This is a genomic window from Bacillus sp. CCB-MMP212 (genome assembly GCF_022748145.1).
In the GTDB taxonomy this organism is placed as follows: domain Bacteria; phylum Bacillota; class Bacilli; order Bacillales; family Bacillaceae_G; genus Bacillus_A; species Bacillus_A cereus.
Map to the genome: position 1 here is coordinate 168,375 of NZ_JALDQE010000012.1, position 18,821 is coordinate 187,195.

Here is an 18,821-nt window from a genome sequence, read left to right on the forward strand (position 1 = left end):
AAATGCATGTAAATTCTGACTTTTCTTATTTACATAGAATGATTTTAGTTGTATCCTTCATAGTAACGGTTATATGTAATGGGAAAATATAGGGATAAGGAGATGAAGTTATTCATGGTACAAATTCATCCGAAAACACGTATTGGTCATGTTGAATTTAAAGTGAAAGATTTAGAGCGTCAAATTGCTTTTTATGAAAATGTTGTAGGCTTAGAGGTAATTAAGCAAGAGGGAAATAAAGCATATTTATCTGGAAAAGGTGGAAAGAACGCGTTACTTGTTCTTGAAAAGTTAGAGGACGGGGTACTGCAAGAACCGCGTACGACTGGTATATATCATGTAGCCTTTTTAGTTCCGACTCGTGAAGCTTTTGCTTCTGCGCTATTTGGGGTTCTTCGTAATAAGAATGTAATTGACAGCCCGGCTGAGCAAGAAGGGCGTTATACATATTCAAATGAAATTTTACCAATTTCAAGGTTTAATAGTGCAAGTGATCATACATATAGCGAAGCTTTTTATTTGCAAGATTTAGAGGGGAATGGTATTGAAATTTATGCAGACCGTCCGCGCGATCGATGGGGAGAAGGGCCAGGAGGAAGTACACCACTTGATTTAAAAGAATTGGCAACATTCGTTGATTATGAGTTTGATGGTTTGCCTGCTAATACTGTCGTTGGGCACGTACATTTAAGAATAGCTGATGTAGAGAAATCACATGAATTTTATGTGAAAACAGTAGGTTTTGAAGTACAACAGCGTGAAGAGGATTGCTTATTTATTTCAGCGGGGGGATATCATCACCATATTGGTGCAAATACGTGGAACGGAGTAAACAATCCACACCCGCCAGTACATGCAACTGGACTAAAGGTATATGCGATTGTACTACCGCATAAAGAAGCGTTAGATGAAGTGAAAGAAAGATTAATAGAAAAACAACATGAAATAAATGAAACTACAAATGGGTTTGCGGTAGTAGATCCAAGTGGTATTACAGTGCAGTTTGAAATAGAAGCAGTGTAAAATAAGCGAGAAAGTGTATAATCACTTTCTCGCTTATTTTTGATACGTAATCCAAGTAGCACAAGGGTTAAAAGGGAAGGATTTTAATAGTTCCATTGCATATATACTAGTTGAATCGAATTCACCTTGAATGAAAGAATAGCCGTGTTTGTTTGCATACATAATTTGTTCGAAAACGAGAATTTTTAGTAATGGTAAATTGTCTGTAGTGTGAGTTCCGCACCATCCTAGTTCTAACGTATCATCCTTTTCCAATGTATGGAGGAAAGAGTACCCAATAATTTCGTTCTCTTCACTTATAATTAGAAAGCTCCCATCTAGTAACACGTCATCAGCTAAGATCTTTTCTTTCCAAGTTTCGAGAGGATATAGAGCAACGGGATTTGCTAAGTGGGTTTGCTCGTAAATGCCTTTTACTAAGTAGGCTAGTTTTTCTAGTAAGTTATTATTAGATAAGATGTTTGATAAAGTTTGTAAATGATAATTTGAATTAGGAACTATATCGATAGGAACTATTTTTTGTAAGTCTAATATTGGCATATATGTTCTTCGGATTTCAATAAACTTATTTTGTTCATAATAAGTTTTTAAATGAGCTGACGTTTCCCATATAGAAGTTTGGAATGGTAAATTAAATTGTTCTCGTTTTTGAATCTCAGTAAATAAGAATTGTTCAATACGTAGCTCTGAATAGAAAGGGGTCGTGTATATTCGAAAGTATGTGCAGTATGGATGGAAGCTACTGTTCCAGGTGAGAAAGATGCCTACTACATCTTTTTTATAGCAGGCAACATACGCACATTTTGTTTTACTATCTCGTAATAAGTTAAATAGATAAGAGTCTTCATTATATAAATCAATAAGTTGTTTTACTTTTAGCTCGTTACTTCTACTATATTTCTCTATAATAAGATTATTTTCATTAGATGGCTTCTTCATAGCTCAATCCAAAATCTTCTTACTACATTTCCATCTTCCTCAGTGAAATCATCATCACGAAGTCCACCGTTATGTAAAATCGTTTTTTCAGAAGCGGTATTCACTGCGTCGCAAACGACAAGTACTTTCTCGATGTTTAATTCCTTCGTTTTTTCTAGCGATAATTTTAATAACTTTGTAGCATAACCTTTTCTTCTTTCAGAAGGGCGAATGCCATAACCAATATGACCGCCAGCGTTAAATAAATGTTCGGTTAAACTATGACGTATATTAACAGCTCCCACAATTTTATTTTCATCTGTAACAAGCCAATATGTAGAATCTGGTACCCAAGTTTCAGGGATATTTATTCCGTTATGCGCATCGAGAAGTTCTTGAACCATAGCTGGGAAGTTGGCAGGATTTTTTGTGATAACCCACGGGATCATTGTTTCACCGCTATCTTTCCATTCGTTATAGAAATCTAAGTATTCTTCTTGTAAATCAGTAGTAGGTGTAAGTAATGAGAGGTTCATTGTTAGTAAGCTCCTTTAGTTATGTAGTTTTTATAAAAAATTATGAAACAAAGTGAAAGCGTTTTCTAAAATTTCTCAACCTAATTTCATGCAATCCACCTTTGTTTTTTTAGAAAATTAGTGGAGGTTTAAAATTAGAAGTTGTTTATTTTATGTTAATATTTAAAATATTAACATAAAACGGTCGGAGTATTAAGTTTATTTTAGTGGTATTCTTTCATGTTGATAAATGGATGTTTGTGATAATTTTTGTTTTATCTATCTATAATGAATGAAAGGGGGAAGTGCCCGTGAGTGTAGATTTTGATTTTATTATACGAATCGGTGTTGCTGGCTTGTTAGGAGCAATGATTGGTATTGAAAGAGAAATTCGATCGAAAGAAGCTGGATTAAAGACTCATTTCCTCGTAGCGGTAGGAAGTGCGTTAATAATGGTTGTTTCGAAATATGCCTTTTCAGATATTGTGTATGAAGAGCATATGTCTCTAGACCCAAGTCGGATTGCAGCACAAGTCGTTAGTGGAGTTGGCTTTTTAGGTGCAGGCACAATTATTATTCAAAAACAGGCGGTGAAAGGATTAACGACCGCGGCTGGTTTATGGGCTACTGCCGGCATAGGATTAGCAATTGGAGCGGGAATGTATGTAGTAGGCATTGGAGCGACGATTCTCGTTTTAATTGGTTTAGAAATTGTAAGTCGTATTTTTAAGGTGCAATTTTTATTTCCACAAAATATAACAGTGCAAATGTTTGTAAATAAACATGAAGCGATACAACAAATATTAGAAACACTACAAGTGAAAGGCATCCCAATACTCTCATATGAGGTGGAAGCTTCACAGCAAGGTACAGAAACTGTTTATAAGGTAGGGATGCAACTGAAAAATATATCGTCAGAAGAAAAGAATGAGTTTATTCAGCATATGCAAACATTACCGGAAGTTACGTTTATAAAGTTAAAATCATAGTGTTGAAAACGAGGATAGATGTAGCAGGAATTTTGCTATTATCTATCTTTTTTGATATAAAATGCACGGAAAGTCAAGCGTTAACTTTACATGAAATGAATATATGTGTGAACGTTACCTTATTTTTTCTCAATACAGGACAAAAAGTAAAAATAGTAAAATAATGGAGCGGGACACTAAAAATGTAAGGTAGGGGAGAGTATGAAAGGCTATTCAAAGAAAATGTTAGTAGGGGTAAGTTTTGCTAGTTTAATGTTAGGGAGTTTTCAAGGGGGCAGTTTGGCAGAAGATACTAAGGGAGAGCAAGTTTCTTATCGAAATGTGCTCAAAATGGAGCCAGTCGGTGTACAACTACCAGTACAAGAATTAGCTCATTCATCGAAAGTGCTCGAAAGTAAGTCTTTTGAGAAAAGGCTACAATTTGCCGATTTATCACAAAGACCACCTGAGGTGAAAAAAGAAAATAAGCAATTAGCTGTAGCGAAAACTTATACAATTGCTGAATTAAATCAATTAAGCAATCAGCAGTTAGTAGATTTACTTGTAACAATTGATTGGGAGCAAATTACGGGGCTATTTCAGTTTAATACAGACAGTCTAGCATTCTATCAAAATGATAGTAGGATGCAGGCGATTATTGATAAATTGAAGCAGCAAGGACAAGCCTATACGAAGGATGATTCAAAAGGGATTGAGACATTAGTAGAGGTATTACGTTCAGGATTTTATTTAGGATTTTATAATTCGGAACTTAGTAAATTAAATGAACGGAGTTATCATGATAAATGCTTACCTGCATTAAAAACGATAGCTAACAATTCAAATTTCAAGCTGGGTACATTAGAGCAAAATAGAGTGGTATCATCATACGGAAAGTTAATAGGAAACGCTTCGAGTGATGTGGAAACGATAACATCAGCTGCAAAAATTTTTAAACAATATAATGATAATTTTTCTACATTAGTAGATAATCTTTCAGCTGGAAATGCTATTTACGATATTATGCAAGGTGTTGATTACGACATTCAATCGTATTTGTACGATACGAGGAAAGCACCGAAAGATACAGTATGGTATCAGAAAATAGATAGTTATATTAATGAACTAAGTCGTTTTGCATTAATGGGAACGATTACAGCAAAAAACGGTTGGCTTATTAATAATGGCATTTATTATACAGGTAGACTCGGTACGTTCCATAGTACAGGAACGAAAGGGTTACAAGTTGTAACAGATGCGATGAAAATTTATCCGTATTTAGGGGAGCAATATTTCGTAGCTGCTGAGCAAATCGCAACGAATTATGGCGGAAAAGATGCAAATGGTAAAGTGGTGAATTTAGATCAAATAAGAGAAGATGGAAAGAAAAAATATTTGCCAAAAACGTATACGTTTGATGATGGGGCAATTGTTTTAAAAGCTGGAGATAAAGTGACAGAAGAAAAAGTAAAACGTTTATATTGGGCGGCAAAAGAAGTCAAGGCACAATTCCATCGTACGGTTGAAAGTGATCAACCTTTAGAAAAAGGAAATCCTGATGATGTACTAACGATGGTTATTTATAATAGCCCAGCAGAATATCAATTTAATCGTCAATTGTACGGTTATGAAACGAATAACGGTGGTCTTTATATAGAAGGAACAGGTACGTTCTTTACTTATGAGCGTACGCCAGAAGAAAGTATTTATAGTTTAGAAGAATTATTCAGACACGAGTTCACGCATTATTTACAAGGTAGATATGAAGTACCAGGGTTATGGGGACAAGGGAAAATATATGAAAATGAAAGATTATCTTGGTTTGAAGAAGGGAATGCTGAATTTTTTGCAGGGGCAACGAGAACGGATAATGTTGTACCGAGAAAGAGTATTATAGGAGGATTATCTTCAAACCCAGCGGAGCGTTATACGGCAGAGCGAACGTTAAATGCAAAGTATGGAACGTGGGATTTCTATAATTATTCCTTTGCTTTACAATCTTATATGTACAATAAGAGATATGATATGTTTGATAAAATACATGATCTTATTAGGAAAAATGATGTAACAGCATATGATGCATATCGCTCTACATTAAGTAAAGATGCGAATTTAAATAAAGAATATCAAGACTATATGCAAATGCTAGTTGATAATCGTGAGAAATATAACGTGCCATTAGTATCAGACGATTATTTAGCAAATCATGCACCGAAACCAGTTTCAGATATTGCGGCAGAAATAACGGCGGAAGCAAAATTGAAAAATGTATCAGTGAAGAAAAATAAATCACAGTTCTTTAATACATTCACACTACAAGGAACATATACAGGAACTGCAGCAAAAGGAGAATATGAAGACTGGAAAACAATTACACAAAACGTTAATGATACGTTAAAACGTTTAAGTGCAAAAGAATGGACAGGTTATAAAACAGTAACAGCATACTTCGTAAATTATCGCGTGAATGCATCAGGACAATTTGAATATGATGTTGTGTTCCACGGTATTAATACAGAAGAAGGTGCAGAGAATAAAGCGCCAGTTGCGGTTATAAACGGTCCGTATAGTGGAAATGTAAATGAAGCAATTTCATTTAAAAGCGACGGATCAAAAGATGAAGACGGGAAAATTATTTCATATAAATGGGAGTTTGGAGACGGTACTGTAAGTAATGAGCAAAATCCAACTCACGTATATATAAAAGAAGGAACGTATACGGCGAAATTAACAGTAACAGACGATAAAGGAGCAACTAATACTGCTACAGCGACTGTAACTGTTCAAAAGAAAGAAGATAACAGTGTAGAAAAAGAACCGAATAACTCATTCCAAACAGCAAACAAACTGCAGTTAAATCAAGTTTTACGTGCTAGTTTAGGAAATGGCGATACAAGTGATTTCTTTGAAATTAATGTGGAGACTGCTAAAAACCTTCAAATTAACGTAACGAATGAAAATAATATCGGAATGAACTGGGTACTTTATTCTGAAGCAGATTTAAATAATTATGTTACGTATGCTCAGCAACAAGGGAATAAACTAGTAGGTAGTTACTACACGTATCCAGGGAAGTATTATTTACATGTGTATCAGTATAGCGGGGGGACAGGGAATTATACGGTGGAAGTAAAGTAGTAAAAAGGGAGTTGTCTTTTTCAATGAATGGCATAAGGTCTGTACTTTAATAAAAAAACAATTGTAGGAAATGTCTATAATGATAATAACAAATTAAGTGCCGAGAGATGTTATATTTACATTAAACAAATCTAATCAGTAAATGAGATAAAGTCGATGAACTATTCTTTCATCACGATGTAAGAATAGTTATAAATATTAAGTGCGTTTAATGTAATTAAACTAAAGGATTAGAGTGTATCTGTAACAATAGATAAGCTCTGATCCTTATTGTTTTTAATTAACGCACATAAATTTAAGATAATTAATAAGTAAGTTAGCTAGCAGGATTCTTAAAATGTGCTTATGTAATTAACTAAACAGAAAATTTTTGTCGCATTAGCAAGGGATACTAATAGAAAAGCGTGTCCCTTTACCCAATTCACTCTCTATCTCTATATCTCCGTTTAATTCTCTAATAATACTATAAGCAATCATAGTACCAAGCCCAGTTCCTTTTTCTGTTGTTGAATAGAATGGCAAAGCAATTCGTTTTATTTGTTGAGATGACATCCCAATTCCTGAATCAATAATATCAATTATGATATTTCCTTTTACTTTTTGTATATTTATTTGTAATAATCCACCATTTTTCATAGCCTCAATTCCGTTTTGGATGATGTTGTTTAGACAGAGTTTGAATTTTTCGGGGTCCCCATTTATATAAAAGGAATCTGTACTATTTTGTTTGATTTCAACTTTGTATGATAGAGCGAGTGGTGAAATAGTATCTTTCACTTGATTTAAAATGTGATTAATATCTATTTTCTCTTTTAGGGTGTTCTGTGGTTTGGTTAAAGATAAATAGTTATTAATAGTAGATTGTATTTGCTGCATTTCAATTAACATGATTTCTAAGTATTGATCCTGAGATAGCTTAGAGGCATGTTTTTCATTTAATAATTGAGTGAATCCATGTACCGTGGTTAGTGGATTGTGGATTTCGTGTGCAATTGACGCTGCTAGTTCGCTAGCTATATAAAATTTTTCAGCTCGTTGTAGCTTTTCTTTCATTTTATATTTCTCAATCATTCCCTCTATTAAATAAACTGATAATAATACTGTGAAAATATTAATGATTATGTAATTTAATAAAAATTCTATGAGAGTAGAGTCTATTTTCCCTCCTGTATGTATTTGAGTTACAATACCGCAAATAGAAAGTGAAGTTGTACATACTAAAATAAGGAGTAAGCTTAATAATACTTTTTTTTCTTTAACATACATAGGTAATAAGTAACGAAAGAGCATTGTTATACCAAAAATAATAGTGAAGATAATAAATGATGGAAGAACGCCATTTCCGCCTAAGTAAAACCGATAAGAAAGATATAAAATTCCTATAAAAACAATGTTTTTTGTATTTCCATATAGAAAAACTAATATTATAGGAATAAAACGTAAATCATAAATAAATCCCACATGTAAATGAAAAGGAAAAGTCATACAAAAAATAATAGCAATGGAGGAAAGGGTAGAAAATAATATATTATTACATATTGTTTTTTCTTTAAACTCTAGCCAAAATACGTGATAGCTAAGGATACAAATTATTATAATAAAGGTATTTAATAAAAGAGTAGAAATTCCCATAGTTTTGCATCTCCGATAGTTTGTAAGTAGAATTATGTATGAGTTGGACATAGATGTTTAGTATTAGTAGACTTTTTATCTAAAAAAGGAAGGGTACTTGAAAAACATGCTGTTATATTACTCGTATTAAAATTGATAAGGATAATAGAAAAAATCTATTTAAATTTATGTACATATGAAATTATAAACTAACTTTTGTATAGGTAAAATTTAGATTGAGTTACTGATAAAATAAGGTTTTTAAGTATGAATATTCTGTGAAAATGATATGCGTGGTGACTCCTGTTTGTAGCCTTCGTTATATTAACATGGAATATATCAAATTACAAAGTGAAATTTTAGAAAAATTTTATTAGTACATTTTATCTGAAATAGAAATGCTATTTATGTGAGTATTTTAGTACTTACTCGTATAAAACTTTGTTAGAAAAAGAATTTAAAATTTACATGTTTTTTATGAAGCGTAATATTGTAACTTTATCTATGTGGGTTTCTCAATAACTATTAAGGTGAAGAGTTAAGATATATAGGTTTATAGATATGAATTATTACATAAAAACGCACTTGGAAAAGGATGTATGATGGTAATAGAATACAAACATCAAGGGGGAACTTAAAATGAAGTTAAATAAACTAGTGCTTAGTTGTGGAGTAGTTTCAGCATTAACACTTGGTGTGTTAGGGAATAATACTTATGCTGAAGAAGTACACAAAACGAATGATCCAATTCATGTAGTTGAACATGTTTCTGCAGACTTATTATTAACCCAAACAATGGATTATAGTGGCGAGGCTGAAACTTCTTTCGTATATGATGGGAGTACTGACTTAAGCTTCTCTATGAAAAATAATGGTCAAAATACAATGGGATATAGTGTAAAAGGTCCAAATACAGAGCTAATTGTTGGTGGTTATATAAAACCTGGAGAACAACAAATTAATGTTACAAATGTACGGAATGCTTTATCTCCATTACCGAATGGAACATATAAAATTTACGTTTCAAATGATGATGGTTCTAAGGGGCAATTCCAAGTTTCAGTAAGATCTATGAATTAAATTTAAAACGCTTTGCTTTTAAGTTAATTTAATCTTTACTTATTGGAAAGAAGCTAAATTGAATTGAGAATTACCGATAAAAATGAAAACGAGCACCTTATCTAATTGTGAGAGGCTGTTCGTTTTTTGCTATTAAACAGAAAACAATTATAAATACATTTTGATATTTCCATTGCTAACCTACTAGATTGTGTCAACGAGAGAATGTCTACTATAAAAGATATCAAAATAAAGATGATGTAACATTCCGCTAAATTATATGGGGAAATAGAAAAACCACTCTTATATGAGTGGTTTTTAGTAATTATTTTTAGGTTATACATTTAAAATTAGGCTAAGTTATAGAAATAATAAACATTTAATCCGTTGTTATTATTTTGGTTCTGGATAATGATTGTAGTATGAGATTCTAATAAATTCTTGGTAGACATTTGTTAATTTAGCATCTCTAAGAGCATCGTTGAATTTTTGCATACGTACACTCCCTTGAGCGTAGCCTCCACCTGGAGTATAAGGGTTTCTTGCTTCAAAGTCATCCAAAAATACTTTTAATTTTTTATAGTCTTGAGATTGATAGAAAGCCACGGCCTCTTCAGGAGTGACATCAAAGTAAGAGGATGACGTTGAGTTATAAGAAGCTGCTTGAGCAGTAGGTGCCTCTAGCATAGTTGCAGCTCCACCGAACATAGTAAGCGCCATAGAAGATACAATAATTTTTTTAAACATAATAAAACCTCCATGTAGAATATTGGATTAATAGTAATCCTGTAATCATTATAGTTACAATGAAAATGATTATCAAATGCAATATTGCATAATGTATCCCGCTATTTTGGGGCAGTAAGACTCCCGCCCAAAAATTCAATGAAAGCAAAGAAGTTAGATGGGAATCGGGAGGATTAAAGTTTCACTTTATTCTTTGGACGAGAAGTCACCTTTATATTTAAATGGAGGAGTGTAATAGATTAAAAGAGGTGTATAAGTTACTCAGGTTAACAAGAAAATGAAGAGGATATTTTTAATAGGGGGAAAGCTTAATAACTGGAGTAAAGGAATTGCTATTTATATATTTAACATACATATTTGTTTTTTAAATTGTAGGCGTGTTTTAGAATTTGTATATAGTAAATTCGTTAAAAAACTTGATAAATAATAAAATGTGTAAATTTTTTGACTATTTAATTAAAATTATTTAATATTTGTAATTTATTGTTTTATAATGATAATCGGGTCGATCGTGAATGTTTTAGATATTGCGATATATACTCGGATTAATTTATTCTAGGGAGGTTACAAAATTGGGTAAGAGAGTCATTATAAGAGTTTTTACATTATTATCAGTACTGGCATTATTCCTTAATGTATTTTTACCTAGGGCTAGTGCAGAGGTTATGACGCATGAGAAATATTCAATGGACTGGAGTTATAGTAATAGTCTAGGTAAGTACATTCGCACTGAAATGATTAAAAATTCAAGTGGTCAAATTGCTTATTGCTTAACCCTTGGATTAAAATCACCAAATGGTGAAGATCTTCCTGAAATGGGGAAAACAGATAATGTAGTATATAGAGTCTTATTAAATGGTTTCCCGCAAAAAAGTGCTGAACAGCTGGGAGTAGCTAATAAGAATGAAGCGCATTATGCAACGCAACTTGCGGTTTGGAATGCATTAGGTCAACTCGATGTAAATGAATTAAAACATGAGAATAAAAATGTTGAAAAAGCAGCTAAGGCTATTATTAGTAATGCTAATAATAGTGAAGAGACTCAAGATGTTTTTATGAATGTCATTCCTGCTGAAAAGCAAAAAGCAGAATTAAAGGGTGAATTCTTCGAAACAAATCTATATTCAGTACAAACAAATGCTAAGAGTGGTTCTTATAAGGTAGTAGCGAAAAATGCACCTAATGGAGTTAGAATTGTAAGTGAAAATGGAGAAGTGAAAGATCAGCTTTCAGTTGGAGAAAAATTTCGTATCCAAATTCCTAAGAATACAAAAACAGGTGAATTTAATTTAAGTGTTGCTGCTAATTTAACTAAAGTTCAAGCAATTGCTTACCGTGGTACGGATACTGTTCAGAATGCTACAGTACTATTAGAAAGAAATGAAGAAAAGCTTAGTAGTGATCTTGCAGTAAATTGGGAAGCAGCTGGTTCTTTAAAAATTAAAAAGGTTGGAGAAAATGGAGAAGTTTTAGCTGGTGCAGTATTTGAGGTCTTTAATGCAAATAATGAATCAGTTGGAAAAATCACGACTGGTGCTGATGGTATGGCAGAATTAAACAACTTACCAATTGGTACTTACACATTAAAAGAAATTAAAGCACCAACAGGCTATGTTTCAGATGATAAACCACAAACTATTGAAGTTAAGACAGGAGAAACAGGAGCTGTCCAAATAGTAAATAACAAAGTAAAAGGTAACATCGAAATTAAAAAGCTCAGTGATTCAGGAAAGGTTTTACCAAATGTTGAATTCACAGTCTTTACTGAAGATGGAAAAGAAGTGCAAAAAGTAGTAACAAAAGAAAATGGAATTGCAAAAGTTGAAGGTCTTACGTATGGTAAGTATTATTTCTTAGAGACAAAAACACCTAATGGATATATTGGAAATAAAACAAAGTATCCTTTTGAAATTAAAGAGCACAATAAAACACTTACTTTTACAGTGGAAAATACCGAAGTGAAAGGTAGTGTAAAATTACTAAAAGTAGATAATGAAGATATTAGCAAAAAATTAGAAGGTGCAGTATTTGAATTGAAAGATGAAAGTGGAAAAGTAGTTGGGGAATATAAGACAGATAAAAATGGCGAGATTAACGTCAAAGATTTAGCGTATGGTAAATATTCATTTGTAGAAAAGACTTCTCCACATGGTTACGTTCTTGTTAAAGAACCAATTATGTTCGAAATAAAGGAACATGGGAAGATTATTGAGTTATTGGCAGTTAATCATCATATCAAAGGTGATCTAGAAATTACAAAGGTAGATGTAGCTGATGGAAATAACAAGCTTCCAAATGCAGAATTTACGATTTATAACGAAGCAGGAAAAGAAGTAGTAAAAGGAAAAACAGACGATAAAGGAATCGCTAAATTTGAAAAATTACCATTTGGAAAATACACATATAAAGAAACTGTTGCGCCAAAAGGTTATGTATTAAATGAAGAAACGTTCTCTTTTGAAATTAAAGAGAATGGTCAAATCATTAAACACATTGTCAAAGATGAAAAGATTCCTTCAATAAAAACAACAGCTACTGATAAAACAGATGGTACAAAAGAAATGCACACGTCTAAGTCTGTAACAATCCAAGATAAAGTGGAATACAAAGACCTACAAGTAGGTAAAGAATACACTTTAAAAGGTAAATTAATGAATAAAGAGACTAATAAACCATTAGTTGTAAATGGTAAAGAAGTAACAGCTGAAACGAAGTTTACACCAAAAGAAGCAAATGGCTCTATTACATTAGACTTCACATTTGATGCAACTGGTTTAGAAGAAAAAGAGGTAGTAGTATTCGAAGAGTTATTGAAAGAAGGAAAAACTGTTACAACACATGCTGATATCAATGATAAAGGTCAAACAGTTAAGTTCGTTAAGCCATCAGTAAAAACGACAGCAACAAACAAAGCTGATGGTGGAAAAGAGATTCATTCAAAGGATTCTATCACTATCCAAGACAAAGTGGAGTATACTAACTTAGTTGTAGGTAAAGAGTACACTGTAAAAGGTAAACTAATGAACAAAGCTATTAACAAACCATTATTAATTGATGGAAAAGAAGTAACAGCTGAAACGAAGTTTACTGCAAAAGAAAAGAACGGTTTTGTAACATTAGACTTTACTTTTGTTGGTGCTGAACAGCAAGGAAGAGAAGTAGTCGTGTTTGAAGACTTATTACATGAAGGGCAAGTAATTACAACACATGCTGACATTAACGATATAGGTCAAACAGTTCGATTTGTAGAACCTTCTATTAAAACGACAGCAACAAACAAAGCTGATGGTTCTAAAGAGTTAGACGCTTCTAAATCTGTAACAATCCAAGATACAGTGGAATACAAAGACTTAATCGTGGGTAAAGAGTATGTTGTAAAAGGTAAACTGATGGATAAAGCAACAAACAAGCCATTATTAGTTGATGGTAAAGAAGTAACAGTAGAATCTAAGTTTATTGCTAAAGAGAAGAATGGTTCTATCACACTAGATTTCACATTTAATGCTTCTGCATTACAAGGTAAAGAAGTAGTCGTGTTTGAAGAACTGTATCAAGATAATATATTAGTAGCTATTCACGCTGAAATTGAAGATAAGGGACAAACAGTGAAATTTAAAGAGGTAAAGCCGGAACAACCTAAACCAGAACAGCCAAATTCAGATAAAAATACTCCAACACCAGAGCAGCCTAACGAGCAAGTAAAAGAACAACCACAACCTAAGCAAGAAATTCAATCTAAAATTGGATGGTTACCGCAAACAGGTACTAATCTTACAAGTTGGATCTCTATGGCTGCAGGCGCATTACTGTTAATTGTTGGTGGAGTGATTTTCTTAAAACGTAAAAATGCATAGAAATTAAAAAATAAGCACATCTGTTTTTATAACAAGATGTGCTTATTTTTATCATTTTAGCCAAGAAGACTCCTATATTTAAGCGTGAATGGCATTTAAAATAGCAAATTTATTTGTAGTAAATAATACATAATTTTGTTTTACTGTTTTAATTAAAATACGGTCTGTTGTTCCATAAGCTGTTCCAATACGTATGACATCTACTTCCTCAACACCAGCATAGGTAGCATCTTCGGTAATCTCAATCACATCACGTAATGGAATTGTAATCTCCGCCAATTGCCATGAAATAATTAACTCTTCATTTGTTTTTTTTACATTAATGCCTAGCATTATACCAAGACCTTTCAATAATAATACGCTACACTTCTAATTTTATTATATAAATTTTTAGATTTTTTATCTATATCTAGGAATAGAATTTATTTATATTTGTGAGCATCTTAATGATGTCAAACAAATAGAAGGATATATAGTCTTTCTATTAAGAAATATGGTAAGAACAAAAGTTCACTTCAAATTAATATGAATTTGATATGGTTGAGATATTATGAACGAGAAATAGTAAGAGTTGCAGGAAGGAAATGAATAATGAGACTTAAATTAGTAGGGATTTTCATTTGTGTAATTATGATGTTAGGCATCTTTATAATTTACACCAATCAATCTATTGGTAAAGAACCAGATAAGACGAACTATGAATCTCGTGAAAACTCCATAAATAAAGAGAAAGATAGTAGAGGAAAAGGGCAATCAAAATACAATGAAAGTTCTTTTGCTAGTATACAGGCTGTAGTTAATAAGGAATATGGATTACCCGAAGACTATAAACCAGAGGATTTAGTTGGACCAAATGTACCATTCTCATTTAGTGGAACGGTAGAAAAGAGCCACCTCCGTAAAGAGGCGGCAGAAGCACTGGAAAAGTTATTTGATTTAGCAAAGCAGGAGGGGATTCAGTTAAATGCTGTTTCGGGATTTCGTTCCTATGACTATCAACAACGACTGTATGCAAACAATGTGAAAAGAAAAGGACAAGAGCATACGGATCGCTTCTCGGCAAAACCAGGACATAGCGAACATCAAACAGGGTTAACAATGGACGTTTCTTCTAAAAGTGCGAACAATGAACTAGAGTTATCCTTTGCTAATACGAAGGAAGGAAAATGGCTGAAAGAAAACGCGCATCGCGCAGGGTTTATCATTCGTTATCCTAAGGGAAAGGAAAGTATTACAGGTTATGCCTATGAACCTTGGCATATTCGCTATGTAGGAGATATTGCTGAAAATATATATAAACAAAAGCAGACTTTAGAAGAATACATGAATCTATGAAAATAGAATTGAAGAATTAAACTGGCTATCAATAGACGTGAGATTGTAAAAGGCAGGGGATATAAATTAAGGTGTTTTTTAATTTTTTGGTGAAGAGGGAAGGTATCCCTCTTCTTTTTTCAGTCCTTGTAAAATTTGAGGATGTCTTAAGGGAGTGAAAAGATGGATTGTGTGAGTGTATTAATAAAGGCTACTTTAGGTGGCTTCTAGAGATGTTTTTTGAGGAAATACTAGTATTCATTGCAGCAATCGCCTATATTATAGGAGCATTCACGTTGGGATATAACAGAGAATTATAGAGTAAAGTAGGATTCAAAAGCATTGTTGAAAATGCGGTTGTTATAAGTTATTTTCCTATTAAAATGATTAGTCTTTGTTCAAAATTTAACATTGTTATTTTATTATATCTAGTAACTATTTATAATATTTAATAATTACTTGGTTTACTATTAAGGTGGTTATATTACAAAATTGTAAGGTTATTTTAATTGACACTCGTATGTATAAGTAACTATACTGGTTACACGATGTTGGTGAGTATATTTAATAATCTCTATCTATAAGTGTATATCCGAGGATTATTTTTAGAGTAATAGTTCGATTTTAAATTCGTTATCCGTTATATAGTAATATAAACGAATTAATCTATTCTTTATTCAAGGTCGTATTATTTAAAGATTAATTATAAATGATATATTTACCAAATTGTAATAACTTGATAGAGGTGTTCATTTTGAAATACAAATTAATTGCTACAGGAATTCTTGCTGGAAGTTTATTATCCTACTCATCTAATACATTTGCAAATACTCATAAGTTCCCAGATGTTCCTGCATGGGCGGACAAATCCGTTAATTATTTAGTTGATAAACAGGTATTGAATGGCTATCCAGACGGGACTTTCGGTTCAAATGACTCATTAGACAGAGCTTCAGCTACAAAAATTATGACAAAAGTTTTAGGTATACAAATTGACTCTAATGCAAAACCATCATTTACAGATTCACAAAACCACTGGGCTACTCCGTATATTGCTGCTGCTGAAAAAGCTGGTATTGTTAAAGGTGAGGGTAATGGAATCTTCAATCCATCTGGAAAAGTAACTCGCGCTGCTATGGCTACGATGCTAGTAAATGCATATAAACTACAAAGCACACCAAATCATAACGAGCAGGTTAAATTTGAAGATTTAAAAGGCCATTGGGGAGAAAAATATGCCAATATTTTAATCGGTTTGAAAATTTCTAATGGTACTGAGAACGGTTGGCAACCAAATAGATTTATAACACGTGCTGAAGCTGCTCAACTTACTGCAAAAACAGATATGATGAAACATCGTCCAAAAAACCCATTAGAAAGCAAAATAATCATTATTGATCCTGGACATGGTGGCGAAGATCCTGGGAAATCCACAAAGGGATTACCTGAAAGTAAGATTGTACTAGACACTTCTTTACGTCTACAACAATTACTTGAAAAGCATACACCATTTACAGTTTTATTAACTCGTCAATCTGATAATAGACCAGGACATGATCAAAAAAGTTCTTTACAGGAACGTGTTAAATTTGCTAAGAAAAATCAGGGTGATATCTTTATAAGCGTACATGCAAATGCTTTTAATGGTAATGCAAAAGGGACAGAAACATATTACTATAAATCTTCTAAATCCGAAAAAACAAATCCTCATGTGGAAGAAAGTCGTGTTTTAGCGGAAAAAATTCAAACACGTTTAGTAGAGGCACTTCAAACACGAGATAGAGGAGTTAAACATGGAGACCTTCATGTTATAAGAGAAAATGACATGCCAGCTGTGTTGACGGAACTGGCGTTTATAGATAATGGTATTGATTACAGTAAATTATCTACGGAAAATGGCAGACAAATTGCAGCAGAAGCCATTTATGAAGGAATTTTAGATTATTATGAATGGAAAGGAAATAATGTATCTGAATATAGGCTGTAATAAGTAATTGAAAATATAGTAATTCTCGAAATGAAGAATTCTATAATTTTTTTGCAGTTTTTCAAACAACAATTTTAAATTTGTATTTAAAATTGTTGTTTAAATCGTTATTTTATGTTTTAATAATGTTGATAATAGTTATCAATAATAGTGAGAGGAAGATTAGTGAAACATGTGTTTTTAGTTAGTGTCATAAAAGTTAATGAATTTCTATATTGTATGGCTATGAATCTATCTCTATTTTTGTGAACTAGAAATAATATATTTATATCTTTTAAATGTTTAAGAAGGAGTGGCTGTCTGTATGAAAAAAGCAAAAGAAATAGCTAAATGCGTTGCGGTAGTGTCCGTTATTATGTCTGGATCATTTGGTTTACAAGCAACATCTGCATTTGCAGATTCTAAAGGAACTGTGGAAAATCTTCAAAATGGTGGGAAGGTCTATAATAGTTTTAAAACTACTTATGACATGAAGCAGAATATCAAAAATTCAATAAAAGTTTCTTTTATTGAGGATCCTTACGCAGATAAAAAGATTGCAATTGTTACCACTGATGGTAGTAATATAGATGCTAAATATACAATTAATAGCGGATACTATAACGCAGGTTTAAAATGGCCATCAGCCTATCATACTGAAGCAGAAATAACAAGTGGTGATAGTGCTCAATTCCATAAAGCTGCCCCAGTTAATACAATGACTTCAGCAAAGGTCACTTCTGAGGTAGGGTATACACTTGGTGGAAGTGTTAAAGTAGGAGTAAATGATAAAGGGCCAAATGCCGATGCAAGTATCACAGGTAGCTTTGCTTGGAAAGAAAGTGTATCTTATGATCAAGTAGATTATAAAACGGTATTAGAGACTCACACAGATAAAAAATTAAATTGGAAAGTAGGATTCCAATCATTTAATTTCCCAGAGTGGGGAATTTATAATCGTGATTCATTCAATACTTTCTATGGTAATCAACTATTTATGAAATCACGTAGTTATAATGAAGGAACGAATAATTTTGTTTCAAAAGATACAGTACCAGCTTTAACAGGATATGGTTTTTCTCCAAACGTAGTAGCGGTTATTACTGCTGATAAAACAGAAACTACATCAGATTTAAAAATAACAAATCGTAGAATTTCAGATCAGTACAATATCGAATGGGTAAGTTCAAAATGGTGGGGAACAAATAATAAAGATACATATAATGAATTCTTTACGAACCACTATAAATTAGACTGGAAAAATCATCAAGTTACTCTTGATAACCAAAAAGCCCTTGAAGAACAAATGAATAGTATCAACAGCGTGAATGATAAACTTAACAAAGGAAAAGGGAAATTATCTCTTTCAATGAATGGAAATCAACTCAAAGCTACGTCTAGCAATGCTGGTTATGGTATCAGTTACGAAGATAAAAATTGGGGTATCTTTGTAAATGGTGAAAAGGTCTATACTTTTAATGAAAAATCAACTGTAGGCAATATATCTAATGATATTAACAAATTAAACATTAAAGGACCTTATATCGAGATTAAACAGATTTAGTCAGAAAATGATGGACGATTGATGGATAATTATCTCATCAAGATACGAGTATACTAGTTTATCCCGCATTAACGGGCAGCCCGATTGGTTCACCTAATAATCAGTGGTGGATGAACAAAACCCCCACTGATTAAAGTTTCACTT

The 18,821-nt window shown here is 32.5% G+C and carries 13 protein-coding genes; 8 read left to right on the plus strand and 5 right to left on the minus strand.

Going from position 1 to position 18,821, the window contains the following annotated elements; genetic code table 11:
- The first annotated feature begins 114 nt into the window (after positions 1 to 114).
- Positions 115 to 1,023 carry a VOC family protein gene (locus MRP26_RS25915; protein WP_197241285.1) on the plus strand — a complete coding sequence of 303 codons (909 nt, stop codon included), beginning with the start codon at positions 115 to 117 and terminating at the stop codon, positions 1,021 to 1,023.
- 33 nt (positions 1,024 to 1,056) lie between these two features.
- Here the strand turns inward: MRP26_RS25915 and MRP26_RS25920 are convergent, their stop codons facing one another.
- Together MRP26_RS25920 and MRP26_RS25925 are read right to left on the minus strand one after the other, a co-directional pair.
- On the minus strand, positions 1,057 to 1,962 hold the full coding sequence (locus MRP26_RS25920; RefSeq protein ID WP_242807060.1) for a GNAT family acetyltransferase: 906 nt from the start codon (positions 1,960 to 1,962) through the stop codon (positions 1,057 to 1,059).
- On the minus strand, positions 1,959 to 2,477 hold the full coding sequence (locus MRP26_RS25925) for a GNAT family N-acetyltransferase (protein WP_001054137.1): 519 nt from the start codon (positions 2,475 to 2,477) through the stop codon (positions 1,959 to 1,961). The genes MRP26_RS25920 and MRP26_RS25925 overlap by 4 nt, the downstream gene beginning before the upstream one ends.
- A gap of 290 nt (positions 2,478 to 2,767) precedes the next feature.
- On the opposite strand from MRP26_RS25925, the gene MRP26_RS25930 reads away from it, so the two are divergent.
- Together MRP26_RS25930 and colA are read left to right on the plus strand one after the other, a co-directional pair.
- On the plus strand, positions 2,768 to 3,445 hold the full coding sequence (locus MRP26_RS25930; RefSeq protein ID WP_000109724.1) for an MgtC/SapB family protein: 678 nt from the start codon (positions 2,768 to 2,770) through the stop codon (positions 3,443 to 3,445).
- Between the two features lie 201 nt (positions 3,446 to 3,646).
- Positions 3,647 to 6,562, plus strand: coding sequence for a collagenase ColA (gene colA, locus MRP26_RS25935; protein WP_053563861.1), 2,916 nt, complete (start codon positions 3,647 to 3,649; stop codon positions 6,560 to 6,562).
- A gap of 378 nt (positions 6,563 to 6,940) precedes the next feature.
- Here colA and MRP26_RS25940 read toward each other — a convergent pair whose 3' ends face one another.
- On the minus strand, positions 6,941 to 8,194 hold the full coding sequence (locus MRP26_RS25940; protein ID WP_000513021.1) for a sensor histidine kinase: 1,254 nt from the start codon (positions 8,192 to 8,194) through the stop codon (positions 6,941 to 6,943).
- A gap of 618 nt (positions 8,195 to 8,812) precedes the next feature.
- Here MRP26_RS25940 and MRP26_RS25945 point away from each other — a divergent pair.
- Entirely contained in the window at positions 8,813 to 9,253 is a 441-nt protein-coding gene (locus tag MRP26_RS25945; protein WP_000773517.1) for a hypothetical protein, read from the plus strand.
- Between the two features lie 372 nt (positions 9,254 to 9,625).
- Here MRP26_RS25945 and MRP26_RS25950 read toward each other — a convergent pair whose 3' ends face one another.
- Positions 9,626 to 9,979, minus strand: a complete 354-nt coding sequence (locus MRP26_RS25950; RefSeq protein WP_000473483.1) for a hypothetical protein — start codon at positions 9,977 to 9,979, stop codon at positions 9,626 to 9,628.
- Positions 9,980 to 10,551: 572 nt separating this feature from the next.
- On the opposite strand from MRP26_RS25950, the gene MRP26_RS25955 reads away from it, so the two are divergent.
- Entirely contained in the window at positions 10,552 to 13,833 is a 3,282-nt protein-coding gene (locus MRP26_RS25955; protein ID WP_197241286.1) for a VaFE repeat-containing surface-anchored protein, read from the plus strand.
- Positions 13,834 to 13,911: 78 nt separating this feature from the next.
- On the opposite strand, the gene MRP26_RS25960 is transcribed toward MRP26_RS25955, so the two are convergent.
- Positions 13,912 to 14,166 (minus strand): SunI/YnzG family protein, encoded by a 255-nt coding sequence (locus MRP26_RS25960; RefSeq protein ID WP_000900689.1) that lies wholly within the window; start codon positions 14,164 to 14,166, stop codon positions 13,912 to 13,914.
- Positions 14,167 to 14,424: 258 nt separating this feature from the next.
- On the opposite strand from MRP26_RS25960, the gene MRP26_RS25965 reads away from it, so the two are divergent.
- The 3 genes from MRP26_RS25965 to hlyII all read left to right on the plus strand — a co-directional run bounded on the left by MRP26_RS25965 (position 14,425) and on the right by hlyII (position 18,677).
- Positions 14,425 to 15,168 (plus strand): M15 family metallopeptidase, encoded by a 744-nt coding sequence (locus MRP26_RS25965; RefSeq protein WP_242807061.1) that lies wholly within the window; start codon positions 14,425 to 14,427, stop codon positions 15,166 to 15,168.
- A gap of 733 nt (positions 15,169 to 15,901) precedes the next feature.
- A complete protein-coding gene (locus tag MRP26_RS25970; RefSeq protein ID WP_197241288.1) occupies positions 15,902 to 17,134 on the plus strand; it encodes an N-acetylmuramoyl-L-alanine amidase in 1,233 nt (410 codons plus the stop codon).
- Between the two features lie 304 nt (positions 17,135 to 17,438).
- Entirely contained in the window at positions 17,439 to 18,677 is a 1,239-nt protein-coding gene (gene hlyII, locus MRP26_RS25975) for a hemolysin II HlyII (protein ID WP_043937930.1), read from the plus strand.
- Positions 18,678 to 18,821 lie beyond the last annotated feature (144 nt).